Below are 25922 nucleotides of genomic sequence, written 5' to 3' on the forward strand. Positions count from 1 at the left end.
AAGGCCATGTTACGGGACACATCCTCGTCGCTCAGAGTGAGGAACGTGCGCAGCAAAGCCAAGGATGGAGAGATCGTCGGATTCCGGCTTTCCAGTTCGACGGCGGACCGCGCATCAGGCAGCCAGGCCTTGCAAGGCAAAGCGCAACGGCAGGGATGGGCGGCTTGCGGCGTCAGACCTCGATGTAATAGTCCTTGGGAAAGTCCGCTCCGCCATAAGCCTTGCGCATGGTCCACGGCTGCGCCTCCGCTTGCCAATAGCTGTCGCTGGCTGGCAGCCCGAGCGCCAGCAGGCTTTCTGCGGCGATATACATGCTGCCGGCATTTGAATAGACATCGCCCAGGCTGGGCTGGTGCCGCGCGAAACCGATCGTCAGGAAGCCCTTGGCGTCGAAATTGCTGGGATCGGTGAAGATACGGCGCTGCGTTGCCACCGTGGCAGCCCGCACCTGACCTTCGGGCAGCTTGGCGTGAAGCAGCTTCTTCCACGCGAGATAGGCCAGCGGCTGGTGGACGGCCGTACGGTAAGTGAGCGACCGGCCGACCGGCGGAAATGCGCCATCCGGGCCGATCATGCGCTCCAACACCTCACCGAAGCGCTGCATCCGCTTCACTTGCGTTGCCAGGCGCTCTGCGGGGTCCAGCTTGTTGAACTTGACACCGGTGCGGACCAGCACATCCAGGATCTGCGTGAGCATCGGATGGATGACGTAGCTGTTGTACATGTCGAAGTGGAAGTGCTCGCCGTCGCCGTACCAGCCGTCTCCGACATACCATTCGCCGAACTTGCGGAGGGCAAGGTCGATGCGGATCGGGTCCCACTGGGCGCCGACAGAGAGCAGGAAGGCCTCGTTCATGGCGGCGAACAGCAGCCAGTTCGTGTAGGGCGGCGTTACGTGCCTCAAGCCCTGGATCTCGGCGATGATCCGGGTCTTGGTGGCCGCGTCCAGCGGGTCCCACAGGGTTTTCGGCGCGCGCAGGAGGGCGCTCGTGAAATAGGCCGAATCCACCAGCGGCTGGCCTTCCGCGCTCCACAGCAGGTAGTCCGGGCTCTTGGGATCGACGCTGTGGACGTAGCTTGCCAGCGCCTGCTCCCGCAATTGGGCGCGCAGGCGCGATTCCGCGCTGTTGTCATCGGGCAGGGCGAGCCAGGGCGTAATGCCGTCGATCAACCGGCCGAATGCCTCCAGATAGGCGACCTTGGGGTTCCGGCCATCCCAGCTTGGGCTGAGTTCCGGAGACCAGTCCTGCTGAAGACGTCCCTGCGCCATGCGGGAGAGCACCGGCGTCGCCATGCGTTCCAGCAGGCCCAGCATATAGGCGCGGTCATCCGTTCCCGCATGAAGCCCGGCCTGGCCGAGTGGCTTTTGCCCGGCAACGCGGGCAGCGGCGGCGCCGGTCGAAAGCGCTGCGGTGCCCGCCACGGCGCCAGCCAGCAGCGCGCGGCGATCCAGATTCATGGTCATGTTCAGTCCTTTGGAATCGAGAAGTCGAGCGTTTGGGAAGCAGCGTAGGCGTCCCACGCCTGCCGCGTCGCGAACATGTCCTGTCCCTTGCTCCACGCGCTGCCCGAATAGTAGACAAAGGGCTTGCCGGGCAGAACCTTGAGCAGGACGAGGTAATTGTCCGCATCCTGTTTCACCTCGGCAATCATGCCGGGGTCGACGCGGACGGCGATCGCCATGTGGCCATGCGCACCGTCTTCGGGTCCCCACCAGGAGATCAGGCCCTTGGCGCGATCGATCGTCGCCTCGCCATCGCGCGCGCCGGTCGTGCGCTTGCCGATGCCGATCCCGACCACCAGCGGTGCCGGGGAATCCGATTGCAGCGTCGAGACCATCCGCGTGAAATGCGTGCCGAGCGGGAGTGTGAAGCGGCGTGTCTCCCAGACCTTGCGATCCACATCCACCGGCCAGGGCGCGTAATCCACGCTGAAATCCGCCTCCTTTCCGCCGGACTTCAGGATACGCGCGCGCAGGTAATTGCGGGAGGTCCACAGCTTGTTGTCCTGCCAGATGCCCAGCCCACCCGCGCCGCGCCCGGTACCCACGTTGTAGAAGTCCAAACCTTCGCCGTGATAGCCGTGCTGGTCGCCGCTGCTCAGCTGCCGGTCGGCGAAGGGCCAGGCGACGTTCTTGCCCCAGCTGTCGATGCCCGACCCCGATGGCGGTTCGGCCGCTTCCAGCGCGCGGCCATAGATGCGGTGCGCGGTCTTGTCGTTTTCCCAGAGAAGGTCATCATAGCGATAGGGGGCGAACTGGGCGACGGCGGCCGGTGTCTTGCTTTTGGGCGGAGGAAGCGGCTTTTCCACCTTGAGCTGCGCGTCATCCTGCCGCTGGGCGTACAGGCTGGCCGGCGCGCAAGCGATCGCTATTGCCAATCCCGCTGCGATCCTGCTGCGCGCGGATCTGTGAAGCTGCCCCATGTCCTCTCCAAGACTATGTGTCAAAGTTGTATGCCAACCTGATAAATTGCTATCTGTCGTTTGCCAAGCGCTTCGTGTAGGAATGGAACCGTTCGGGAGGTTTTCTCCCGTCAACGACGAAAGACTGCCCATGGTGAAAGCCGCCTCCCTGGCCGATATCCTCTACGCGAAGCTGGAGGAGGAGATCATCTCCGGGGTCATTCCCGCCGGCTCCAAGCTGCCCGCCCAGAAGGATATCGCCGAGCGCGAGGAAGTGAGTCGGACCGTGGTGCGGGAGGCTGTGGCCCGGCTGGAGGCGCAGGGCTTTGCGGTCGCCCGGCAGGGGTCGGGTGTCTATGTCTCCGAAACGGCGCAGTACCGCGCCTTTCAGGTCACGAAAGAAGAGCTTTCCGAGCTTTCCGACGTCATCAAGCTACTGGAAATGCGGCAGGCGATCGAGGCTGAAATGGCCGGTCTTGCGGCGGCCCGGCGCACGCAGGCGGATATTGCCGAGATGCGCGCGGCGCTGCGGCGCATGCGCGAGGTCGGTGACGATCCCGCCGCTTCGGCACAGGTCGATAGCGAGTTCCATCTGGCCATCGCCCGGGCGACGCAAAACGATTATTTCGTGCGATTCATCCAGTTCCTGGGCGTGAGGCTGGTTCCGCCGCGCAGTCTCTATCTGCGCGATCAGTCCGAAGACGTGCATCAGGCCTATGTCGGCAAGGTCAGTGACGAGCACGAGGCCTTGCTGGAGGCCATCATTCGCATGGACATCGAGGGCGCGCGCCTGGCAGCACGGCTGCACATGCAGGAGAGTCTGATCAGGCACTCCGAACTGAGCGACGCTATCGCCAGCGGCAATGACGGATCGAGGCCCAAGTAGTCCGACAATTGACAAGCATACAAAGTTATATGACAACTCTCTTATCGCGCGACGAATCGCGGATGAGGGAGGATGATCATGAGGGTGGTTACAGCCGCAGTCTCCACGGTGAGCGCTTTGGCAATTCTGGCAGCCTGCAACGCAGCCTCCGCGCAGGAGGCTGCCCCATCTCGAACCTCGGGTGAGGAGCCGAAAGCGGCGCCGGCAACCGAGGAAATTGTCGTCACCGGATTTCGCAAAAGTCTTCAGCAAGGGATCGAGCTTAAGCGCGAAGCCATCGGCGTGCGGGATTCCATCGTCGCGGAGGATATCGGCAAGTTCCCCGAGGCCAACGTCGCGGATTCGCTGCAGCGCATTCCCGGCGTGTTCCTGTCGAGGGACGGCGCCTCGAACGAAGGCCAGCGCATCAGCATCCGCGGTCTGGGCTCGGAATTCACCGTCACCACCATCAACAGCGCGCCCGTTCACACCACGTCATCGCAGAACGTCGGATCCTCGACGCGTGATTTCAACTACGACGTCTTTCCATCCGAACTGTTCGGCCGGGTGGACGTCTACAAGTCGCCGCTGGCCAACCTTGAGGAAGGCGGCATCGGCGGCAATGTCGACCTGCAGACGCCGCGTCCGTTCGACAGCGCGGGCCGGGTGATCCGCTATACCGCGCAGGCCAACTACAATACCCAGTCGAAGAAGTGGCAGCCGCGCGGATCGCTGCTGTTCAGCGATACCTGGGGCGATTTCGGCGTCCTGGTGGGCGCGGCCTATGCCAAGAACGTCAACGAGCGTTCGGGCTTCCAGTCGACCGGCGGCTACAATTCCTCCGCGATCGGGTCGCTGGCCTATCGAGGGCCGACGACCGTGGGCGGGCCTTTCCAGTTCCAGATGGACCTCGACAATCCGCTGGCGAACTATGGCGATCTGACCCGGGATCAGATCAACAACGCTTACTTGCCGCGCTTCTATCGGGTGTTCACATCCAACAATACACGCGAACGCATCGGCCTGGTGGGGTCTATCCAGTACAAGACCGATCGCCTGGACGTCAGCGTGGACGGCATATTCTCCGAACTGAAGGATGAGGCGGACGAATTCACCTTCGGCGCGGCAGTCCGCAATTCGCGCACGGTGCCCGGCACCACGAGTGCCCCCGGGGTCGGCACGAATTCGGGCATCATCCCGCTCGACGTGAAGATCGACGAATTTAACAATCTCTACGGCACTTTCGGCAACACCAGCTTCATCCAGGAAAGCTTCTTCCGAAACGCCCGCACCCGTTTCAAGTACGGCATCGTGCGCGCGGTCTACGACCTGACCGACACCATGAAACTGTCGGCGCAGGGCAATCTCAGCGACAGCAATGCGCGCTACACCGCCAATCGTATCACCAGCAATCTCTACGGGATCACCAGCACGTTCGACCCGACGGGCAACGTCACTTATCCCACGATCAGTTCGCCGGTCGATTTCACCGACCCCGCCAACTTCACCGCGCCGGGCCTCGGCTTTTCGCTCAATCGGGAGATCGACAAGGAAAAGACCGCCCGCGCGGTCCTGGACTGGGATCTGGTCGACGGTGGTGACCGCACGTTCGCCGTCAAGCTGGGCGGCAGCTATGTGGACACCGGCAAGGAAATCTCGCAGCAGGACGGCAGCAGCATCGCTTCCGCCCAACTCGCCGGGATGGACGTGTTTTCGAACATGGACCCGTACATCCAGTTCGGCCAGATCCGCGACGGTGGTAACCCGGGCTATCCTTCGCAGTTTGCCACGTTCCCGCGCTCTTTCGTGATGGATGATCTGGATGCCAATGCCGCCAACGCGGCGGCGCCGGTCAATCTCAATGGCGCGTTCAAAGCCAACGAGATCGTCAAGACGGCGTTCTTCGAAGCGAACTTCACGCTGCCGGTCTTCGGCAAGGAACTGCGCGGCAACGTGGGCATGCGCTATTCCGACACCTCCACGATCATTCACAACTACCAGAGTGCCGGCGCCGGCGTGTTCCTGCCGCAGCGGCGCGAGGGCGGCTATGACAACTGGCTGCCATCGGCGAGCCTTGCCTATGACGTCACTGACAAGGTCGTCGTGCGTGCCTCGGCCGGCAAGACGATCACCCGCGCGGCACTGACGGCGATTGCCGGCGGCACCGTCGTGCCCAACGTGTTCAATGCCGACGTCACGGTCGGTAATCCGAACCTGCGCCCGCAGATGGCGACGCAATTCGACGCGGGCGTGGAATGGTACTTCGCGCCGGGCGGGCTGCTCAGCATCGGGGCCTTCAAGAAGGACATCGTCGACCGTGCGATGGCCGTGCAGGACTTCGTGACCTTCGGCTCGCTCGGCTTGCCGGACAGCGCCTTCAATGCCGTCTCGCTGGGCTTCCCGGGCGGCGACATTCCCGATGATTTCCTGATCCGTCGGACCCAGTACGTCAATCAGGGCGAACTGAAGCTGAAGGGGCTGGAATTCGCCTATCAGCAGAACTTCACGTTCCTGCCCAAGCCGTTCGACGGGCTGGGCTTTACCGGAAGCCTGACCCTGATCGACCAGAAGGGCGACGACTTCGTCACGACGGAAGGTACCCGCGTGCCGATCCAGTTCGTGCCCAAGTATTCCTACAGCGCCACGGCGTTCTATGAAAAGGGACCTTTTGCGGTGCGCGCATCCTACAACTACCGCGCGAAGACGGGCATCACGTCGCAGAACACGGGGAACGACCAGATCCCCTATACGGCACCGCAGGGCTTCCTGGACGGCACGATCAGCTACAAGCTGAACGACATGATCGAACTGCGGATCGATGCGCTGAACATTACCAACGAGAACGTCTATATCTATTACTCCGACCCCGACGGTCCGAAGGGCAATGGCCAGTCGCGGCGCGATAACTCGTTCTTCAATGGCACGACCGTCTCGTTCGGCGTTCGCGGCAAATTCTGAGCCACTCCCGGCCAAGCGCGCGGGCGGATGTCCCGGGTGCTCTCTCTTTCGCGAGAGGATGACCATGCAGCAGGTGCCGCAAACCGTCGTGGAGGAGGGGGCAAGGGCAGGCGTGCCGCAAAGTCGGATACCCTTGCCGGACCATCGGCGGAATGCCGATCGCCACGTTCGTCGGCACCGTTCTGCAATTGACCGGCAGCCATTCCTTGATCTTCATGGCGCAGGATGCGCCACTCTCATCGCCCTTGCGGCGCTTCACCTCATCAGCCCCCGCCTGACCCCGACAGGAGAACTCGCCTCGTGAATATCCGAAACCTGTTCCCCGCTGCACTGATCTGCGCGGCCTTCGCTACGCCCGCCCTTGCGGCGCCGACGGCACAGTCGCCCGTTGCGGCGGCGGTCAAGCTGGCCGACTGGCAGCTGGCCCATCTCGATGACCTGTCGCACATTCCCCGCGCCACGGAGGAGACCCGCAAGACCCGCGGGTGGGAGCAGGCCGTGTTCTGGGTGGGCATGACCGCGCTGGCCGATGCGGGCGCGCCGCCCCGCATTACCGAGGCGGTGCTGGCGATGGGCCGGCGCAACGCCTGGCGCCCGGGCGACAACCTCTATTTCGCCGACGATCAGGCCATCGCCCAGGCCTATGTCTGGGCGGCCGGCCACGGCGCGGGCGCGGCGGCGCTGGCACCGACGAAGGCGGCGTTCGACACGGTGGTGGACAAGCCGGCGGTCACCACGCTGGCCTTCGCCATCCCGCCCGAAGGCTATGGCGCGACCGAGTGCCTGAAGCGCTGGTGCTGGTGCGACGCGCTGTTCATGGCGCCGCCCGCCTTCGCCGAACTCTCCCGCCAGACCGGCGACGATCGCTACCTGAGGTTCGCGATGAAGGAGTTCTGGGCGACGACGGACTTCCTCTACGACCCGGCCGAGCACCTCTACTATCGCGACAGCCGTTTCTTCGAGCGGCGCGACAACGGGCGCAAGGTGTTCTGGGCGCGGGGCAACGGCTGGGTGTTCGGCGGCATGGCGCGGGTGATCCCGCTGCTTGGCGCCGGCAGCGCCGACCGCACCCGGATGGAGGCGCTGTTCAAGGACATGGCAGCGAAGGTGAAGAGCCTGCAGAAGCCGGACGGTTACTGGGCGCCCTCGCTGCTTGCGCCGGAAAATTCGCCGCCGGAGACCAGCGGCACGGCGTTCTATACTTACGGCCTTGCCTGGGGAATCCATCAGGGCCTCTTGCCAAGGGCCGAGTATGAACCCGCGGTGCGCAAGGGCTGGGCGGCGCTGGAACGGGCGATCCAGCCGGACGGCCGCCTCGGCTGGGTGCAGCAGGTGGGCGATCGCCCCGACCAGGTCCTGCCCAGCGATACCCAGTACTTCGGCGTCGGCGCCTTCCTGCTCGCCGCGACGGCAGTGGCGGAACTCGACCGCAAGCCGCGCTGACGGAGACGATCCTTGTTTGAAAAGACCTATTACGGGGTCCACCCCGACATGATGCAGGGGGCAAGCAACGAAGACCTGCGCGAGCGCCATCTCGTCTCCGGCCTGTTCCGGCCGGGCGAGATCGTGCTGACTTACTCGCACGGTGAGCGTTTCATCATCGGCGGCGCGGTGCCGGGGCGCGAGCCGCTGGTGTTGCCGTGCCAGAGCGAACCCGAAAGCGCCGCCGGGCACCCCCTGCTGGAACGCCGCGAGCTAGCGGTGGTCAACATCGGGGCGGGCGTGGGGGTGGTCACGGCCGGGGGGCAGGCATTCTCGCTGGCGAAGCATGAGGCGCTTTACGTGCCGATGGGCACCGATGCGGTCAGTTTCGCGGGCGAGGGCGCGCGTTTCTATCTGCTGAGCGTGCCCGCGCACGCTCCGTTCCCCTTGCGCAAGGTGGGCATGGCCGATGCCAATGTGATGCGGCGCGGCAGCCTGGAGAATTCCAACGAGCGCACGATCTACCAGCTGATCCTGCCGCATACCTGCCAGAGCGCGTCGATCTGCCTGGGTCTCACCCGGCTGGAGCCGGGAAGCGTGTGGAACACGATGCCGCCTCACGTCCATGAGCGCCGCTCTGAAATTTATCTCTATTTCGATCTGGATCAGGACGATCGGGTGTTCCACTACATGGGGCGGCCCGAAGACTTGCGCCATATCGTGATGGAGAACGAAGACGTGGTGATCTCTCCGCCTTGGTCAGTCCACATGGGCGCCGGGACGCAAAACTACAGCTTCATCTGGGCGATGGCGGGCGAGAACCTGGATTACGAGGACATGGACGTCCTCGACATCTGCCAGCTGCGATAACGGGAGGGAATCAGGTGTCTCGCATGGGGAAATGGCGCGCGGCGGCGGCCGGAATCGGATTTTTGACGGCCACCATGGCGCAGGCACAGGCGCCGCAAGTGCAGCCGGTGCAGGTCGACCCATCCCGCCCGGACTGGGAAAATCCGGCGGTCAACGCCATCGGCAAGCTGCCTGCCCGGGCGACCGGATTCCCCTTCGAGAGCCGCGAACGCGCCATTGCCGGTCATCGCACCCATTCGTCCCGGTTCCTGTTGCTGAGCGGGGAGTGGAAATTCGCGCTCTCCCCCAGAGCCGATGCGCTGCCTGTGGGTTTCGAGCAGCCCGGCTATGACGTGTCGGGCTGGAAATCGATCAAGGTTCCTGCCGACTGGCAGGCCGAAGGATTCGACCAGCCGCGCTACAACAACATCACTTATCCCTTTCCCGCCAATCGGCCGCTGATCCCTCACGCGACCAATCCGGTCGGATCGTATCGCCGCGATGTGGAAGTTCCCGCGGGATGGAGCGGAGAGGACGTGATCCTGCACATCGGGGCGGCGGGATCGGCCTACTCTGTCTGGGTGAACGGCCGGAAGGTCGGCTACTCGGAAGACAGCAAGCTGCCGTCCGAATTCGATGTGACGGGCTTCGTCCATCCGGGCCGCAATACGGTGGCCATCCAGGTGTTCCGCTGGTCGGACGGATCCTATCTTGAGGATCAGGATTTCTGGCGCGTATCGGGCATCGAGCGCGAAGTTTTCCTGATGGCGGCGCCGAAGACGCGTATCCGCGACTTCTTCGTCCACGCCGGGCTGGACGACAGCTTTGCCACCGGCACGCTGGCGATCGACCTCGCGGTCACCCCCGGCGCCGCCACGAGCGCGCGCTACGTGCTGATGGACGGCGACCGAACGGTTCTGGAAGGGCGGCAGGCGGTCAGCGCCGGGCAGGCCGAGCGCAACGTCACGCTCACCGGCCGCTTGCCCGGCGTGAAGCCGTGGACGGCGGAAACGCCTCATCTCTATTTCCTGCTGGTCGAACTCTACGACGCCAAGGGGCGTATCCTCCAGTCCACTTACGCGCGCGTCGGTTTCCGCGATGTGGCGATCCGGGACGGTCTCGTCACCGTGAACGGCAAGCCGATCACCATCCGCGGCGTCAATCGGCACGAGCACGATCCGGAAACTTTCCACGTCGTGTCGCTGGAGTCGATGGAGCGCGATATCCAGCTGATGAAGCGCAACAATATCAATGCGATCCGCACGTCGCATTATCCCAACGATCCGCGCCTCTACGAACTTGCCGACCGCTATGGCCTCTATGTCATGGATGAGGCGAACCTCGAGAGCCATGCCTACATGGACTATGCCAACAAGCATCCGGAACGGCGGGCGGAATTCCAGCTGGGCTTCGATCCGGCGTGGAAGGACGCGCATGTCAGCCGCGCGGTGAACATGGTGGAGCGGGACAAGAACCACCCTTCGGTGATCTTCTGGTCGCTGGGGAACGAGGCGGGCATCGGTCCGAACTTCGCGGCGGCAGCGGCGGCGGTAAAGGCCCGCGATCCGGACCGGCTCATAAGTTACCTGGGCTGGGGCACCTGGGACGGGGTCAGCGACCATCGCCCCAACTGGTACGCGGACATCTACGCGCCGATGTACGATCCCGTTGAGAAGCTGGTCGACTATGCCAGGAACTGGAACTTCAAGCAGCCGATGATCCAGTGCGAATATGGCCACATGATGGGCAATTCGGGCGGCAACCTGAAGGAATACTGGGACACGATCTACGCCTACCCGGAAAAGCTGCAAGGCGGCTTCCTGTGGGACTGGGTGGACCAGTCGATGTACCGCTATACCAAGGACGGGCGCCGATACTGGGGTGACGGCGGAGAATATGGCCCCAATCCGGGCGGCGATATCGAATTCGGCGATGGCTTGCTGCAATCGGATCGGACCCCCAATCCGGCATTGTTCGAAGTGCGCAAGGTCTATGCGCCGATCCAGTTCGACGGGTTCGATCCGGCGACCGGCCGGGTTACCGTGCGCAACCGGCACGATTTCACCGACCTTTCCGGCTACACCTTCGATTGGGAACTGCTGGAAAACGGCGTTGCCACGGCGCATGGCACATTGCCGGCACCCAGCGTGGCGGCCCATCACGCCGGTATTCTCACCCTTCCGGTGGAGACGTTTCCGCGCCGCGCCGGGGCGGAGTATTTCGTGACCGTCCGCGCCGATGCCAAAGCGGGCAGTGTGCCGGCGGTCGGGGAGGGACAGGTGATCGGCTGGGAGCAGTTCGCGCTCGATCCGGGCGCGCGCGTCATGGCCTCAGCCGTGGCGGGGCCGGTGGCGACCTCGGAAAGAGGCGGGGTCATCGAACTCTCGGCGAGCGGCGCCAGCCTGACGGTCGATCGGGCCACTGGCCTGGTGCGATCCTATGCCCGCAACGGGCAAATGCTGGCCTCGGGCGGCACGCCCAATTTCTGGCGCGCGGTGACCGACAACGACATCGGCATCGGCACTGACCGCCAACTCGCCGTGTGGAAGGCGATGAGCCACGAACGCAAGCTCGTCGGCGTCACCATGCACACGCTTGACGAAGGGGCGCGCGAAATTGCCGTGACCTACGAACTGGGCAAGGCAGACGCCCGTTTCGCGCTTCATTACCGCATGGCGGGGGATGGCACTCTGGCGGTTTCGGGCGAGTTCACGCCGCTCAATACCGACCTGCCGCCGCCTTTCCGCGTAGGCCTGGAGTTCAGCCTGCCGACCGATCTGGATACGGTGGAATGGTACGGACGCGGGCCGCACGAGAGCTATGTGGATCGCAAGACCTCGGCCCCCATCGGTCTCTGGCGCGGCCCTCTGGCGGCGCAGAACCACGATTACATCCGCCCGCAGGAGACCGGAAACAAGGTCGACGTGCGCTGGATCGAAGTATCGGGCGCGGGCAGGGGGCTGAGGGTGGAGGGCGAGGCGCCGATCATGGCGAACGCCCTGGCGTTCCCATACGAGGATCTCGACCGGCATGCCCCCGGAACGTGGAAATCCACCGATATCCACCCGCACGATCATGGCACCCTGCTGATCGACGCGGCACAATGGGGCGTGGGCGGCGATACGCAGTGGAGCGAATTCGGCAAGCCCATGCTCCCCTATCGCACTCGTCTGGAACCCATGCGCTTCACGTTCCGGATCAGCACGTTCGACGGCGCCGGAACCGCGCCGGACAGCGCAAAGCCGGCGAACAATGCGGAACATGAATGATGCGAGCGGCAGCAGACACATTGGTTGCAGGGAGGATGGCCCTACAGGTCCGTTCGTCTAGGCGGCCGGTGGCGCTGAGGCTCTGGCCGGGGGCGGGACATCGTCAGATCGGCACGTCTTCGCGATCGGGCGTGACGAAGCCGTAAGTGCGATACCTGCTGGTGAGGCTCTGCCCGTCGATCGTGATCTCGGTATAGCCTTCCGGCGTGCCGAGGAAGGCGCCGCGCCAGTCCGCGCCTGCCACGGCGCCGGTCGACAGGAAGCGCAGCCCGTTCAGCTCGATCTGCTCGTAGACATGGCTATGCCCCTGCAGCACGGCGAGAACGTTGTAGCCGCGCAAGATGCGCAGGACTTCGCGGCCGTTGACGACGAATGTCCAGTTGTGCGGGGTATCGAGCCAGGACTCGGGTTCATAGCACTGCATGGCCGTGACGAGGGGGATGTGCGTCACCACGACGATGCGCTGGCCATGGGGCAGGGCGGCAAGGTCGGCGCGGAGCCATTCGAGCTGTTCCTGATCGACGCGCCCTTCGTAGTTGCGGTCGGCGGTCAGCCCGATGGAATCCAGCACGACGAAGTGAACGCCCTTGTGGTCGAAGGTGTAGTACCGCGGCCCGAAGCGATCGATGTAGAACTGCTTCCCGTAGTCGCGCTCGTCCGGCGCCACACCGCTCCTGGGAAAGACGCCAAGGCAATCGTGGTTGCCAAGGACGTGGCGGACCGGCTTGCGCAGATGGGCTTTTTCCGTGCGCTGGTAGAGGTCCATCAGCATCGCGGCGCGTGCGCGGCCGGTTTCCAGGGCGTCCTCGACGTGATCGCCGCCGTGGATGACGAAGTCGCTATCGCTGGCGGAAATCTGCTCGAAACACATCGCGCAGGCCCGGTCTGCTTCCAGTGCCGGGCGGATGTGCGTGTCACTGAGGAAGGCGAAGCTGAAGCGCTGGCCGCTGGAACGGGGCGCGGCAGCAGTCGGGGCGGCGACCAGGTTGATCGGCATCAGGGACGTGCCCAGAGCGACTTTCAGGAGATTGCGGCGGTCCATGCTGGTCCTTTCCGGGATGTGTTCGGGACGTGCCTCGCGCCGGGCGAGCGCACGTCCCGGTCAGGGATTTTCGGCAGGGGTCAGAAATGCAGGCCGATGGTGGCAAAGACCTGCCGCGGTGCCGCCGGTTGGAGCGTGGTGTAAGTGCCGGCCGGATCCGAGGTCACGAAACCGGCCGTACCGGTAGAGGCGATGTAGCGCTTGTCGAACAGGTTGGTGACATTGACCTGGAAATCGATGGCGCTGCTGAGGCGATAGCCGGCGGAAAGGTTGACGTTGACCGCTCCCGGCAGCACCGCGTCGTTGAGGTAGCTGTAATAGCGGCGGCTGCGGTAATGGGCGGAAAGCTGGCCCCAGAGCTTGCCGTCGTCGTAGTTCAGCTCCGCGCTGGCGACGTTCTTGGGCGAGGCGACGACCTGCTTGCCTTTCGTTGCGATCACCGCGCCGCCCTCGGGCTGCACGTTGTCGTCATAGGTCGCATCGTTGTAGGCATAACTGCCGTAGAGCGACCAGTGCGGCGCGAACTTCCAGTTTGCCGCTGCCTCGACACCGCGCGAAGAAACGCTGCCGACGTTCTGGAGCACGTTCTGGTTGCCCACGATCGTTGCGCTGATCGAGGAGGCGAGCAGGCGATTGGTGAACTTCACATAGTAACCGGTCAGCGAGAGCTGCAGGGCACGATTGTGGAAGCGGTAGCCCGCCTCGAAAGTGTTGGTCATCTCCGGCTTCAGGTTGGCGCGGATATAGTCGAACCCGGCCTGCGAACTGCTGGAGAAGGGTCCGCTGGAGGCAGAGGCGACGAAGGCGGCCATGTTGCGCGTGTAGTCGGCGAAGAATTCGCTGGTGTCGTCCAGTTGGTAAAGCAGTCCGGCCGTGGGCAGGAACCAGTTCTCGGCCTTGATCGAACCGTCGATCGGCTTGCTGCTGGTGATCGTGTTCGCGGTGCTCTTGGAGACGACGCCTTTCACTCCGGCGTTCAGGCGCAGCCGGTCGGTGGCCTGCCAGGTGTCGCCGATATCGAGCTGAACCGTGTCGGTGGCGAACTGGTAGTGCCAGTTGGTGGTGAAGGGATTGGTGTAGAACTTCTGGAAGTTCTTCGGTGTCACGCCTTCTTCCAGGCCGTAGAGGTAGGAGCCCTGCTCGAAGGCATTGTGCTCATACCAGATGCCGCCCTCGATCTTGTGGTCCCCGGCCTGGAACATCAGGCGCGAGATGCCGCCCTTGCGGTTGACGTTGTAGCGCAGCGCCGAAACGGAGATCGGCGAGCCGCCATAGGCCTCGGGCGTGGGGTCGTAGGGGTCGGCCCAGGTGCCGATGCCCTTGTCGAGATGGATGTAGGCGGTGGTGAAGCCGGAGAGGCGCGGGCCCAACTGGTATTCGAGCTTCTCGTAAGCCAGCAGGTCGCGCCGCACGCCGCCGCCGTTGTAGACGGCATCGTCGGCATTCACGTAAGGCGCCGGAGCCGTACCGCCGTTCTGGACGATGCGGGCGAGATCCTCGGCCGTCTGGAAGCTCTCGATATTGTCGAAGTTCCAGCCGTACTGCTTGATCTTGGCCAGCGAGAGGTCGTTATAATCGTCCTCGCGGCGGTCGATCAGGTTGAGAAAGGTGGTCGAGGTTACGGCATCGCCCAGCGGCTGCACGTATTTGGCGTTGAGCTGGTCCTGTTCCTGCTTGCCCCATCCGCGCCATTTGCCCTGCCGGTCATGCGCGTAGGAAATGGCGAGCCGTCCGCCCCATGCAAGGTCGCCGCTGTTCATCCGCACGAAGGAACGCCAGGAGTCCTCGCTGCCGTAGCTCTGCTGCAGGTCGAGCCCGAACTTCGCCGTGGGTTCGATGGAGGTGAAGTCGACCGTGCCGCCGATGTTGCTGGTGGACGCCGTTCCCAGCGCGCCGCTGCCCTGGGACAGCGTGGCGCCGCCGTTGTTCTCGCTGAGAAGCGCGCGGTTGATCGATAGGCCGTTGTTGTTGCGGTACTGCATGTTGCCCAGCGGCACGCCGTCCAGGGTATAGCCCATCTGGTCGGTAATGAAGCCGCGGATCGAAAGCTGCGTGGCGGCCTCGTAAGTTCCGTGCGCGTCCGAGGAATCGAAGTTCACGCCGGGCAGGCGGCCCAGCGAACGCAGCGGGGAGGTGCCGGCCGTCGTCTTCTCCATCGCTGCCATGGACACGGTCTGGACCTGGCGCGATTGCCCCTGTCCCAGGACGACGATGTCCTGGCCGGTGGCGCCCGCGTCCGCCACGGCCACAGGCGCGGCATCGCGTGTCTCGGTGGGCGAGACCTTGAGGGAGATCATGCTCGGGGTCTCGCTGGCCACGACCAGTCCCTGCCCGGCGATCAGGCGGCGCAGGGCCTCGGCGCGGGTGAAGCGGCCGCGCAGCGCGGCGACCCGGCGATTGGCTACGGCGTCATAGGGAAACACCAGATGCACGCCCGCCTGGTTGGCGAAGCGGTTGAGTGCGGTGGCCGTATCCGAGGCCTGGATGTCGAACTGGATCGGTGCCTGCTGCGCCAAGGCGGCAGCCGGCATCGCGGCCGCCACGATGGCGGTCGTCGTCAGATACTTGAACATGGAATTTCCCCGCTGGATGCGATTGTCGGGGCAAGGATGGATGGGGGCGAAAAAACCGCTATCCGGCGGCAGAAATTTTTTCAGCGACCTGGGTCAGGGGGTGAGTCAGGCATGAGTGAGCACGATGTTTCCATCGGCCCCGGCAGTGGCCTTCACGCCGAAAGACGTGCGCAGTGCCTCCAGGAATTCGGTGGGATTGGTGGTGGCGAACGTGCCGCCGATGCGCAGGCGCGAGAGGTCGGGATCGCCGATGACGATCTTGCCGCGCAAGTACCGGTTCATTTCCGCCAGTGCGTAATCGAGGCTTTCGCCGTTCAGCACCAGCGTATCGCGGCGCCAGGCGGTGATGCGGGTGAGGTCTGTCTCGCGCTGTCGTACGTTCGCCTGCCCGGCCGTGGCCAGAGCGACGTCGCCGGGCTGGAAGGGGCGGGCCGCATCGCCCAGCGTGCCGCTTCCCGAAAGCACCGCAAGTTCGCAGCTGGAGCCGCGAAGGCGGGCGTTATAGTCGCCCGGCGCCAGATGGAACGTACCGCCCGGCGTCATCAGGCTGAGCCGCCGGCCCGGATCGAGCTGAATGCCGATCTCTCCGCGCTCCAGCCAGAGCCGGGGTGACTTGCCGTCTTTCCAGTAGATGCTGCTGTCGGTGTTGAGGTTCACCGAGAGGCCCGGCACCTCGGATATCGCGCGGCGCTCTCCGATCCGGGTCTCGGCGCTGTTGCGGGCGGCCGCACGCATGGCGAACCCGCCGCCTGCGAGGGCCATCGCGCCCGCCGCCGCGGCGATGCGCAGCATGCGCCGGCGGGTCGGTTGCTTGTCCGGGGCAGGCGCGGGCGCATCGTCCGACACTGCTGGCTTGGGATCGCCCGAAATCCGCGCCAGTTCGCTCATGTCCCGCCAGGTGCTCGCCACTTCGGCGAACGCGACGGCATGACGCACGTCTTCCGCCCGCCACGCCTCGAACGCGCGCCGGTCAGCCGTTCCGGCGTCGAGCGAAGCCAGCCACCCGGCCGCGATGTCGGTCAGGTCAGCGGCTGGTTCAGGGATTTCGGAACGGTCGGACACAGTTCCTCCGCTTGGGCGACACGCTCGCGGCGTGCCTTCGTGATGAGGGAAAGCCCCTTAGCGATATGCTTTTCAACGGTCGATAGCGATATGCAAAGTTCTTCGGCGATGCGCGGCGGCGACATCTGCTGGATCTTGCGCATGTGCAGTACCCGCCCGCACTGGGGCGGCAGTTCCTCGATCAGGCGCAGGAGAAGCTGCAGTTCGGACCGTCCGGAACTGACGGCGAAGGCGTCGGGCGACGGGTCGGCCACGTCCAGCATGTCGAGCGAGGCGAGAAAGTCGATCCGCACCACGTTGGCCCGGCGAAGCCGCTCCAGGGCGAGATTGCGGACCACGGTGAGCACGAAGCCGCGCGGCGAGGCGATGTCCCGGTAGTCGGGCGCGGCGAGCACGCGTGCATAGGCTTCCTGAACCAGGTCGTCCGCCTCGTCCCGGCCGCAGAAGTGTGCGGCTCTGGCGCGATAGGCCGCTGCGTGAGGCAGCACTTCGACCATGAACCACCGGTCGATTTCACGTAGCCAGCTCAAGGCGCACTCCGGATTGCTGGAGGCGCCCTAGGCGGCGGGTCTTACAGTTATGCGTCACCTGAGGCGATTTTCGTCGGCTCTCGCTCAACGCACCTGGATTGCGGCCGGTGATGACCGTGCATGGCGACAGTCCTCGGCAATGCCGAGGGCAGAGCTGTTCGCCTTTATCCCGTCGTCATTCGGTTGCGGACAGATCGACGGAGCCGCCTTTCAGGCCCTCTGCCGTGGCGGTCACGGTGAAGCGGCCTCGGCCCGCACCTCGCACCAGAGCGACGGCCAGGCCGTCCTGTGCCGTGCGGTCGGGTGAAGGGAAGGGCGTATGATCGACCGAGGAGCCGTTGTCGGTTGCGATCAGCTGCCCTTTGCCTTTGACCGCGAAATGCAGGCGCTGGGCGGCGGAAGGCACGGTGACGCCGTTCGCATCGACAACCCGCGCGCGAACGTAGACCATGTCGTCAAACGTGGAGCCGACGGTCGGCGTATCCGGTGTCAACGCGATGCGAACCGGCTTGCCCGCTGTCCGCAAACTGTCGGATACGGCCGCGCTGCCGGCATCGCGGCAGGTGGCCCGCATTTCGCCCGGCGCATAGCGCACGGCCCAGCGCCGCGGAGAAGCATCGGCATTGATCGGCAGCGTGCCGAGCGAATGGCCGTTGAGGAAGGCCTCGACCTGCCGGCAATTGCTGTAGACCTCGATCGTTTCGTCATGCGGCGTGCGATCCTGCGGCGTCCAGTCGTCGAACAGCGCGACTTTGGGCTTGGGCGTCGCGACGGCGATCATGGTGGGCAGGACAGGCTGGTTCGGACCGCCCGCACCATCGGTAGACGGGCCAGCCGCCGCCGGATCGGCATTGCGCACGACATGCACCACCGGCCGGTCGGACCACCAGCTTTCGCGCTCCATGCCGCTGATCTTCTGCCGCCCGGTGCGATCAAGCAGCCCGGCCGGGTTCTGGATATTGGGCCAGCCGGACCGGTTCGCCTCGCCCAGATAGTCCACGCCGGTCCAGAGGAACATGCCGGAGAAGGGCGCGTAGTCCCGCACGGGCACCCAGTTGCTGCGGTTATGGGCGTTCTCGGTGCCGACGATGCTGCGCTTCGGATTCTGCTTGCTGGCCGCGATCAGCTCGTTTTCGCGGTAGTTCTGGCCCACCACATCCAGCATGTCGGCCAGGCCGTTGTCATAGTCCTTCGTCACGTTCGGGCGGAACAGCGCCATCGTTACCGGGCGCGAGGGATCGGCGGCATGGACGATGTCGAGGATACTGCGCAGCGCTGCCTTGGCCTGCACCGGATAGGCGGTGTCATGGATCTCGTTGCCGGCGCTCCAGAGCACGATGCTGGGGTGGTTGCGGTCCCTGCGCACCATGTCCAGCGTATCGCGCTTGTGCCAGTCTCCGAAGAAGAGGTGATAGTCCTCCGGCGTCTTGGCGACGTTCCACTGGTCGAACAGCTCATCCATCACGATCAGCCCCAGCTCGTCGGCCAGGTCGAGGAATTCGGGGCTGGGCACGTTATGGGCAGTGCGGATCGCGTTGACACCCTCGGCCTTGAGCGTGGTCAGTCGCTGGCGCCACACGGCAAGCGGCACGGCGGCCCCCACCGCGCCGCCGTCATGATGCAGCGCCACGCCTTTCAGCTTGAAGTTGCGGCCGTTCAGCCAGAATCCGGTTGCGGGATCGAACCGGGCTTCGCGTATGCCGAAGCGGACATCCTCATTGTCCAGCAGCGTGCCGTCGGCGGAGAGCACGCGGACGGCGGCGCGATAGAGCGCGGGATCGGTCGTGTCCCACCGGCGCGGACGGGGCAGGGCGATCCGGACCGGCAGGATACTGGTCCGCCCGGCGGCGATGCTGGTGGCCGGAGTGACAGTCCGTGCGACTTCGTGCCCGTCGGGGTCGGTCAGCAGCAGTTCGACCTTCACCCCGGCCGCGGCCGGGCTGTCGTTCTGCACTTCGGCGGTGGCTTCGATCGTTGCCTGGTCATCGCCGATGGCTGCCGCGCGCACATAGAGGCCGCCCTGCGGGATATGCACGTCATCCGTCTCGATCAGGCGGACGTGGCGGTAGATGCCCGACCCGGTGTACCAGCGCGACGAGGGGGCGGCGGACGTGTCGGACCGCGCGGCGATCACGTTGGGTCCATCCGTGCGCAGATGGCGCGTTATGTCGTAGCGCTGGCTGACATAACCCATCGGCCGATAGCCGACGTGATGGCCGTTCACCCAGACGCCGCTGCGCTCCATGATGCCGTCGAATTCCATGAAATAGCGTCGTCCGGGCCGCGGCTGCAGATCCAGCGTCCTGCGATACCAGCCGACCCCGCTCGGCAGGAAGCCGTTCTCGCCTGCGGCCTTGGCATTGGGATCGAAAGGACCGGCAATGGCCCAGTCATGCGGAACGCTGACGACCCGCCAGGACGAATCGTCCAGCGTGGTCGTTTCCGCGCCTTCCGGATCGGCCTGGATGAAGCGCCAGCCATCGGGGAGTGGGGTGACCGCACGCGGCGCGGCCTGAGCTGCGCCGATCGACGCCAAGGCTGTCGTCAGCGCATAGAATATCGCCCTGCTGCCCGTCTTGCGCACCCGCATGTCCTCTCCTGCCGTAGCTTATTCCCCCTTGGCCTAAATGAAATCCCGCTATTTGCAATATGGTTTCATCATGCGGCAATGGAGGGCTTGGCCGTGCCATTGGAGGAGGGCAGTCGAGGTAGCGTTAATCGCTGGCCTGGGTGCTCTAGGAGGTTAGAGCCGCGATGCCCTTGCCCAGCATCATGGCGCTCACGACGAGCAGCAGCACCGCCATGACCGCCGTATTGTGCTGGGTGAGCCATTCGCGCATTTCGTCGAGCCAGGGTTGGACACGCTGCCGCGCGGACCAGAAGGCGACGACCGGAACAAGGATGGTGCTCGCCGCGGTGAGCACGAAGATCGCGGCCACGGCAATCGCCGGGCCCGGCGGCAGATGGGCGCTGCCGAAGGCGACGCCGGAAGCAATGCCCATAGTCAGATTCTTGGGATTGGCGGCATAGATGCCGAAACCGAGCAGGCCTGCCGAAAGCGGGCGCATGTCCTTCACCGCTTCCAGCCAGTGGGGCAGGGTGGCCGTCTCACCCGGCTTGGGCCGCGCCCGCCATTCCCGTACGGCCAGGTAGAGCAGCCCCGCGCCCAGCGCCAGCTTGACGATGGCAGCGATATTACCGGCCCCGCCGCTGCCGAAACCAAGTTTGGACAAATAGGCGAAGACCAGCAGGGCCGTGGAGATGGAAGCGATCCAGCCCAGCAGAAAGGCAGGCGTGGAACGGCCTGCCTGTGGGGACATCAGCAGCACGATCAAGGCGATGATGGGCAGCGGGCTGATCGAGATTCCCACTGCAAGCGGCAAAAGTTCTCCGGCTGCCTCCAGCATCCCCCGCCTTTCGTCCGGACAGAGCCTTCAGGAGGGAAACGGGCCTGTCGCCAGGCCTGACCCCGTACCGTCAGTCGCGTCCCTTGCTCATGAACTGTTCGACCACGTTCGACATGTCGAAGCTCTTGCCGCCCTGTACTGGCGGATATTTCGCCAGCGTCATCAGGTGGTCCTTCATCATCTCGCCCATCGGGCTTGTCTGCCATGAGACTTTCTGGATCAGGTGGCCGTAGGAGTCGCTGTTGTCGTAGCTTTCGAAGGGGTCCATCCGGATGTTGAACACCAGCGGCTTGCTGCGGCCGACGATGTTTCCGTAATAGTCCTCCGCGGTCGAGAAGTGCCACTTCCATGGGCCCATGCGCACCGCCGTGAGCTTGGATTCGTTGTAGTGGAAGATGTGGTTGCGCGAGGAATCCTCCGCCTTGCCGAGCCAGTAGTCGAGGTTGTTCACGCCGTCGATATACTGGTTCTTTTCCGCAAGGACCTTGTCGTTGACGTCTTCCACGCCGGCCGCGGCGGCCAGTGTGGTGAACATGTCCTGGTGCGCCTGGATGCCGTTCTTGAGCTGGAGCGGCTCGATCATGCCGGGCCATTTCAGCATGGAGATCACGCGCACGCCGCCTTCGTAGGTGGTCATCTTCTCGCCGCGCCAGGGCGTGGTCGCGCCGTGGGGCCAAGAGGAATGCTCGGGACCGTTGTCGGTAGAATACCAGACGATGGTGTCTTCATCGAGGCCCTGCTCCTTCAGGAAGTCCAGCACCAGCCCCACATCGTGGTCGTGTTGGAGCATTCCCGAGCCGTGAAGGTCGGCTTCCGAGGTATATTTCTCCGCCGCATAGCGCCACTTGTCGTTGAGGCGGGTATAGAGGTGCATGCGGCTGGTGTTCAGCCAGACGAAGAAGGGCTTGTCCTCGGCCTGGGCGTTCTTCATGAAGTCCAGCGCCTTGGGGATGAACTCGGCCGCATCCACGTCATGCATGCGTTCCTGGTGGAGCGGGCCGGTGTCCTCTATCTTCTGCTTGCCCACTTTGCCGAAGCGCGGATCCTCGGTGGGATCTTCCGTGTCCGTGGCAAAGCTGTGAATCACGCCGCGGGCGCCGAACTTCTTTTCGTATTCCTCAAGGCTGCCGGAATAGGCCTTGGCGAAGTTCTGGTAGTCCCGCTGCTCGTCCTCCTCGGAGACATTGAGGTGGTAGAGGTTGCCGAAGAATTCCTCGAACCCGTGGTTGGTGGGCAAATGCTCGTTGCGATCGCCCAGGTGACTCTTGCCGAAATGGCCGGTGCGATAGCCGGCTTCCTTCAAGACTTCGGCCAGGCAGGGCGAAGCCGGTTGGAGGCCCAGCGGATCGCCGGGCTGGCCCACGGTGACCATGCCCGAACGGATCGGATATTGTCCCGTGATGAAAGCCGCACGCCCGGCGGTGCAGGACTGCTGGGCGTAGTGATCGGTGAAACGGATGCCCTCATAGCCGATGCTGTCGATATTGGGCGTGGTGTAGCCCATCGTGCCGAGACCATAGGCGCTGACATTCTGCCAGCCGATGTCGTCTCCCCAGATCACCAGGATATTGGGCCGCTTGGACATTTTGTATCTCCGTTGGGAACTTGGGACGTTGGACGTGCAATCTAGCGGCCGAGATGGAGAGGGCCGATCCGGATTATCCGGGAGTTCGGTCAGGGACATTGCCGATGCCGGCCGTTCAGGCGGAGGGCTTTGCGGTGGCTTTTCCCAGCAGGTGCAGCAGGGGCATGGAGAGCACGGCGCTCAGGATGAAGAACAGCAGGATAGCGGCAGGTGCGAGCTTCTCGTCAGGGAAGTTCACTGCCGCGATGCCCATGGCGATGCCCGGATGGCGCGCTGCGGCGGCGAGCGAGAGGGCTGCCCTGTCTTCCGGTGTGGGTCCGGCCAAAAGGTAGCCCGCTGCCAGTCCGGCCAGAATCATGGCAAAGATCGCCACGATCGTCCCGTTGCCGATCACGGCCCAGAGCGCCGGGGCAATGACAAAGAGCAGTACGAGCGCGCAGGCGGCCAGCAGCAGCACGGCGAAATGCCCGAGCGTGGGGGCGAAGCTGCGGGCACTCTCTCCGAACAGGCGCTGGGCGAGGAGCCCCAGCGCCAGCGGCACGGCGATGAGCATTCCCAGCGTCTTGACGATGCCGGCCACCGAAACATGAGTCTCGATGCCGAAGATGTGGCCCGCCAGCGCGATGCCTACCGGCGCGGCGACAAGCGAGGCGAGCGAGGCGCCCACCATCAGGCCCGTGGTGTAGGACGCGGCGCCTCCGGCCTTGATCTGCTTTTTCGGCAGCAGCGGGGGCACCGGCGAGAACGCGAGCGCGATGAGGGCGATTTCCACCGCCGGTTTCAGCTCGAAGGCATAGGCGATGAAGATGGCCACCGCGGGCACCACCACGAACATCGCGATGAACGCCCGCAGACCCAGCCGCCATTCGCGGAAGAGATAGAACACATCGTCCGCCCGCGCGCGCAGCGCCAGGGCCAGAACGCTCAGGAAGATGCTGGCGACCAGGGCCAGCTTCAGGGCACTGAGCAGAGTCATTGCTTGCGCAGGAGCATTTTCATCTCTGCCTCATGATCGATCGCGGCCGTGCCGCTGACATCCACGGGATCCGTGCTGGGTGCCGAGAAGAGTGCGCAGCGGCCGCGGCGACCGGGTATCGGGAGAACACTCCAGATCGGCGGATATTTTCCCAAGACATGTGCCGCGCCCCGCGTCACGACGCGGTGATGTCCGGCAGCTTCCAGCTGGCGTCGAAATAGGGCTGCAGCGGTGCGTAGAGCCGGAAATAGGCGAACCAGGCGCGGCCGGGGGCGGTGGGGATCCAGTTGCTTTCGGGAGACCCGGTCGGCGGCTCGGGCGCGAAGACCAGGGTGACCGAACCGTCCGGGTCGGCGGCCAGATGGCTGCGCGATCCGATTTCGGCCTTGTCGTATTTCGTGTCGATGAAGCAGCGCGTCTCGATATCGTAGAGCGCGACCGACCACCACTGGCCGGCGGGCACTTCCGGCGGAACGCGCAGCGAATAAGCCTTGCCGCCATCGAACCACTGGTCCTGGGCGTCGCGATAGGCGGAAAGATAGGCCTGGCCCTCGCCCGGCGTGTGAGTGGTCATCCCCTCCGACAGGCCCACCGCCTCGTAGAACCACGAGGCGCGCTCATCGAGCTGCGAATAGAACTCGGCCTGCTGGCTCATGCCGACGTTCACCGCGCGGTCCCAATGCCCGGCATAGCGCGCGGTTTCGAAGCGCTTGTCGAACGAATTGGCCATCGCCATCAGCTGGCCGATCTGCGCTCCGTCCGTGAGGGCGCGGACCTGATCGGCCGCCGGATGGAAGGGCTTGTCCTTCTCGATGCCCAGCGGCTTGAGCATCGCCATGAACAGCCGGTCTTCCTCCTTCACCGGCTCCACCTGCAGGATTTCGTGCAGACGCTGCCAATAGGCCATGCCGGCAGGCTGGGTGCCGCTCCAGGGCCGGCCATCGGGCGTGACGATGCGGGTCTTGCGCGGGTTTGCGGCCTCGCTCGCCGGATAGACCTGATAGGCGTGCAGGATGCGCTCCGCCTCGGCGGGGTCGGTGGTGAGGATGCGGAAGGCATGGAAAACGTTGAACGTCTGGCTCCGGACGACGAAATCGGCTTCCACGCCGGCAGGCGCATCCTGCCCCGGACCGAGCAGGAGGTAGCGGCCGCCCTTGCCCTTGTCGGGGCCGGTCAGGCCGAAGTCGCTGCTGGAATGCTCCCAGAAATCGCCGGCGCCGCCCGCCGTTTCCCCGGCCGGAAAGTCCACGATCAAGGGACCGGTCTTCGCGGTATCGGCAAAGCCCAGGACATAAGGCGTGGTGGCGTTGGCCGTGATGAGCCCGAGCTTGTCGCGCACCGAGACATATTGGACGACATCGCCGTCCTTCGCGCCGAACACGGTCTCATGCTGGTTCTGCCACTGGGCATAGCTGACGATCGGCAGCGCCCAGAGATAGCATTGGCAGGCGCGCTGGAAATCGCGCTGGGCATAGAGCGTGTCGATCGCCGCCTGGTCCGGCAATCCCTGGCGGTCGAGCGAGAGCGCGCCGATGCGGGTTTCCGTGGCGGTGTAGCCGTCCGGGATCTTGCTCATCGTCCGGATACCTTTTCGATGTCGGGCAGCACCCATGTCTTTTCGAAGAACCGCTTTTGCGGGCCATAGAGACGGAACAGCACTTCGAAGCCGCGGCCGGGCCGGGTGGGGACCCAGTTGGCCTCCTTGCCTGCGGGCGCCTCGGGGCCGAAGAACAGGGTGACCGATCCATCGGCATTGCTGCCGATGCCGTGGCTGCTCGATGCGCGGCTGGCGCGCGGCACGCCCTGGATGAGCGCATGGGTCGCGCGGTCGTAGGCGGTGGCCGACCAGTAGAGATCGACCGGGGCGTCTGCCGGTACTCGCAGTGTGTAATGCGCCTCGCCATCCAGCGGCTCGCCATCCCGGTCGCGGATCGCCATGAGATAGAACTGCCCGGCGCCGAGATGCTTGGCGCTGAAATAGGCCATCGAATACGTCACGCCCCGGCCGTCGACCGGATAGGAATCGGGATCGGCGAAAAAGCTGGGCATGCCCTCCACGACTTCCTTCAGCGCAGGCAGGGACCATCGCCCGCCGGTATAGAAGGGCGGATCGAACGCGGCCTCGTAAAGCCCGTCCAGGCAGGCCAGCGCCTCGTCGGCGGCTTTGTCGAGCAGGTCGGCGGTGTCGGCGTCCGGCGCGAAGACGGCGCCCTTGGCAATGCCCAGCGAGCGGAGCGGATCGATCATCGCCTTGTCGCGCGTGAGCCAGGGTTCCCGATCCACTATGCGGGCAAGCGAATGGAAGAACCGTGCGTCATAGGGGATCGTGGCGTCGAAGGGGATGCCCGCCAGGTCGACGAACCGGGTCTCCGGCGGGTTTCCGGCGTCTGCCAGCGGATGGAAGCGGATGCGCCGCCCATAGGCAACGGCCCTGGCGACATCCGCCTCGCCGCTGCTCTTGACGTTGGAGCGAAGTATGGCGAAGCCCTGATAGGTATCCGAGCGGAGCGCGATATAGCCTTCGGGCACGGCGCCTTCATGATCCGGCGGCAGGATCAGGTATTTGCCGCCCTCGCCCTTGTCGAACCCCGCCGGGCCGACATCCTCGATCGCATTCTGCCAGCAATCGTCCACGCTGCCGATGATCGAACCGCCTTCCGCCGGCGGAATTTCCAGCACCATCGGCCCATTCCGCGTGTCGTAGAAGGGGTTGAGGTAGATCGTGTCGGGGTTCGGCGTCAGGGTCTGGTTTTTGTCATCGAGCAGTCTGGACCAATAGGCCACCTGGTTCGCCGCGCCGCCTGCCGCGATGAAGGCCTGGAGCATCAGGTCGAAATTCACTGCGGGCATGCCCCAGATCACCGCCTCGACCGCGCGGCGATAGACGGTTCGCCGGGCGATCTCCTTCGGCGAGTAAGCCGCGGCCGGCTCGCCGAGAGCCTTGCGCGACGCGACATTGTTTTCTGACATGCCTGCGCTCC

18 protein-coding genes are annotated in these 25922 nt (G+C 64.7%); 6 read left to right on the forward strand and 12 right to left on the reverse strand.

Going from position 1 to position 25922, the window contains the following annotated elements; all coding sequences use genetic code 11:
• Nucleotides 1-172 precede the first annotated feature (172 nt).
• Complete coding sequence (locus tag EDF57_RS11995) at nt 173-1465, reverse strand: DUF2264 domain-containing protein (protein WP_134094430.1); 1293 nt, start codon at nt 1463-1465, stop codon at nt 173-175.
• Nucleotides 1466-1467: 2 nt separating this feature from the next.
• Nucleotides 1468-2379, reverse strand: a complete 912-nt coding sequence (locus EDF57_RS12000) for a DUF4861 family protein (RefSeq protein WP_243654259.1) — start codon at nt 2377-2379, stop codon at nt 1468-1470.
• 175 nt (nt 2380-2554) lie between these two features.
• On the opposite strand from EDF57_RS12000, the gene EDF57_RS12005 reads away from it, so the two are divergent.
• From EDF57_RS12005 to EDF57_RS12030, 6 genes are all read left to right on the forward strand, one after another.
• Nucleotides 2555-3289, forward strand: a complete 735-nt coding sequence (locus tag EDF57_RS12005; protein WP_134094431.1) for a FadR/GntR family transcriptional regulator — start codon at nt 2555-2557, stop codon at nt 3287-3289.
• Between the two features lie 78 nt (nt 3290-3367).
• Complete coding sequence (locus EDF57_RS12010; RefSeq protein WP_134094432.1) at nt 3368-6226, forward strand: TonB-dependent receptor; 2859 nt, start codon at nt 3368-3370, stop codon at nt 6224-6226.
• A gap of 152 nt (nt 6227-6378) precedes the next feature.
• Nucleotides 6379-6504 carry a hypothetical protein gene (locus EDF57_RS26220; RefSeq protein ID WP_279587443.1) on the forward strand — a complete coding sequence of 42 codons (126 nt, stop codon included), beginning with the start codon at nt 6379-6381 and terminating at the stop codon, nt 6502-6504.
• A gap of 22 nt (nt 6505-6526) precedes the next feature.
• Nucleotides 6527-7669, forward strand: a complete 1143-nt coding sequence (locus tag EDF57_RS12020; RefSeq protein WP_243841031.1) for a glycoside hydrolase family 88 protein — start codon at nt 6527-6529, stop codon at nt 7667-7669.
• Between the two features lie 12 nt (nt 7670-7681).
• Nucleotides 7682-8518, forward strand: coding sequence for a 5-dehydro-4-deoxy-D-glucuronate isomerase (kduI, locus tag EDF57_RS12025; protein ID WP_134094434.1), 837 nt, complete (start codon nt 7682-7684; stop codon nt 8516-8518).
• A 74-nt stretch (nt 8519-8592) separates the two neighbouring features.
• Nucleotides 8593-11766 carry a glycoside hydrolase family 2 TIM barrel-domain containing protein gene (locus EDF57_RS12030; protein WP_243841032.1) on the forward strand — a complete coding sequence of 1058 codons (3174 nt, stop codon included), beginning with the start codon at nt 8593-8595 and terminating at the stop codon, nt 11764-11766.
• Between the two features lie 103 nt (nt 11767-11869).
• On the opposite strand, the gene EDF57_RS12035 is transcribed toward EDF57_RS12030, so the two are convergent.
• From EDF57_RS12035 to EDF57_RS12080, 10 genes are all read right to left on the reverse strand, one after another.
• Nucleotides 11870-12808 carry a metallophosphoesterase gene (locus EDF57_RS12035; RefSeq protein ID WP_134094436.1) on the reverse strand — a complete coding sequence of 313 codons (939 nt, stop codon included), beginning with the start codon at nt 12806-12808 and terminating at the stop codon, nt 11870-11872.
• 80 nt (nt 12809-12888) lie between these two features.
• The gene (locus EDF57_RS12040; RefSeq protein WP_134094437.1) at nt 12889-15381 is read right to left on the reverse strand and encodes a TonB-dependent receptor; all 2493 of its coding nucleotides are present in this window, start codon (nt 15379-15381) and stop codon (nt 12889-12891) included.
• A 105-nt stretch (nt 15382-15486) separates the two neighbouring features.
• Nucleotides 15487-16443 carry a DUF4880 domain-containing protein gene (locus EDF57_RS12045; RefSeq protein ID WP_134094438.1) on the reverse strand — a complete coding sequence of 319 codons (957 nt, stop codon included), beginning with the start codon at nt 16441-16443 and terminating at the stop codon, nt 15487-15489.
• Entirely contained in the window at nt 16401-16973 is a 573-nt protein-coding gene (locus EDF57_RS12050) for an RNA polymerase sigma factor (protein WP_132266628.1), read from the reverse strand. The genes EDF57_RS12045 and EDF57_RS12050 overlap by 43 nt, the downstream gene beginning before the upstream one ends.
• 175 nt (nt 16974-17148) lie before the next feature.
• Nucleotides 17149-19563 (reverse strand): glycoside hydrolase family 2 TIM barrel-domain containing protein, encoded by a 2415-nt coding sequence (locus EDF57_RS12055; RefSeq protein ID WP_134094439.1) that lies wholly within the window; start codon nt 19561-19563, stop codon nt 17149-17151.
• Nucleotides 19564-19708: 145 nt separating this feature from the next.
• On the reverse strand, nt 19709-20380 hold the full coding sequence (locus tag EDF57_RS12060) for a GAP family protein (RefSeq protein ID WP_134094440.1): 672 nt from the start codon (nt 20378-20380) through the stop codon (nt 19709-19711).
• A gap of 70 nt (nt 20381-20450) precedes the next feature.
• Nucleotides 20451-21965, reverse strand: a complete 1515-nt coding sequence (locus tag EDF57_RS12065) for an arylsulfatase (RefSeq protein ID WP_134094441.1) — start codon at nt 21963-21965, stop codon at nt 20451-20453.
• Between the two features lie 115 nt (nt 21966-22080).
• The gene (locus tag EDF57_RS12070; protein WP_134094442.1) at nt 22081-22941 is read right to left on the reverse strand and encodes a Na+-dependent transporter; all 861 of its coding nucleotides are present in this window, start codon (nt 22939-22941) and stop codon (nt 22081-22083) included.
• 175 nt (nt 22942-23116) lie between these two features.
• The gene (locus EDF57_RS12075) at nt 23117-24517 is read right to left on the reverse strand and encodes a DUF1254 domain-containing protein (protein ID WP_134094443.1); all 1401 of its coding nucleotides are present in this window, start codon (nt 24515-24517) and stop codon (nt 23117-23119) included.
• Nucleotides 24514-25911, reverse strand: coding sequence for a DUF1254 domain-containing protein (locus EDF57_RS12080; protein WP_134094444.1), 1398 nt, complete (start codon nt 25909-25911; stop codon nt 24514-24516). Before EDF57_RS12080 ends, EDF57_RS12075 begins: the two co-directional genes overlap by 4 nt.
• Nucleotides 25912-25922 lie beyond the last annotated feature (11 nt).

Origin of the sequence: Novosphingobium sp. PhB55 (genome assembly GCF_004368805.1) — a bacterium.
Classification (GTDB): Bacteria; Pseudomonadota; Alphaproteobacteria; order Sphingomonadales; family Sphingomonadaceae; genus Novosphingobium.

Bases quoted from the DNA above. Each gene is read 5' to 3' on its own strand.
- EDF57_RS12075 (WP_134094443.1), bottom strand. From the start codon at position 24,517: ATGAGCAAGATCCCGGACGGCTACACCGCCACGGAAACCCGCATCGGC.
- EDF57_RS12065 (WP_134094441.1), bottom strand. From the start codon at position 21,965: ATGTCCAAGCGGCCCAATATCCTGGTGATCTGGGGAGACGACATCGGC.
- EDF57_RS12080 (WP_134094444.1), bottom strand. From the start codon at position 25,911: ATGTCAGAAAACAATGTCGCGTCGCGCAAGGCTCTCGGCGAGCCGGCC.
- EDF57_RS12040 (WP_134094437.1), bottom strand. From the start codon at position 15,381: ATGTTCAAGTATCTGACGACGACCGCCATCGTGGCGGCCGCGATGCCG.
- EDF57_RS11995 (WP_134094430.1), bottom strand. From the start codon at position 1,465: ATGACCATGAATCTGGATCGCCGCGCGCTGCTGGCTGGCGCCGTGGCG.
- EDF57_RS12055 (WP_134094439.1), bottom strand. From the start codon at position 19,563: ATGCGGGTGCGCAAGACGGGCAGCAGGGCGATATTCTATGCGCTGACG.
- EDF57_RS12060 (WP_134094440.1), bottom strand. From the start codon at position 20,380: ATGCTGGAGGCAGCCGGAGAACTTTTGCCGCTTGCAGTGGGAATCTCG.
- EDF57_RS26220 (WP_279587443.1), top strand. From the start codon at position 6,379: ATGCCGATCGCCACGTTCGTCGGCACCGTTCTGCAATTGACCGGCAGC.
- EDF57_RS12035 (WP_134094436.1), bottom strand. From the start codon at position 12,808: ATGGACCGCCGCAATCTCCTGAAAGTCGCTCTGGGCACGTCCCTGATG.
- EDF57_RS12030 (WP_243841032.1), top strand. From the start codon at position 8,593: ATGGCGCAGGCACAGGCGCCGCAAGTGCAGCCGGTGCAGGTCGACCCA.
- EDF57_RS12070 (WP_134094442.1), bottom strand. From the start codon at position 22,941: ATGACTCTGCTCAGTGCCCTGAAGCTGGCCCTGGTCGCCAGCATCTTC.
- EDF57_RS12010 (WP_134094432.1), top strand. From the start codon at position 3,368: ATGAGGGTGGTTACAGCCGCAGTCTCCACGGTGAGCGCTTTGGCAATT.
- EDF57_RS12005 (WP_134094431.1), top strand. From the start codon at position 2,555: ATGGTGAAAGCCGCCTCCCTGGCCGATATCCTCTACGCGAAGCTGGAG.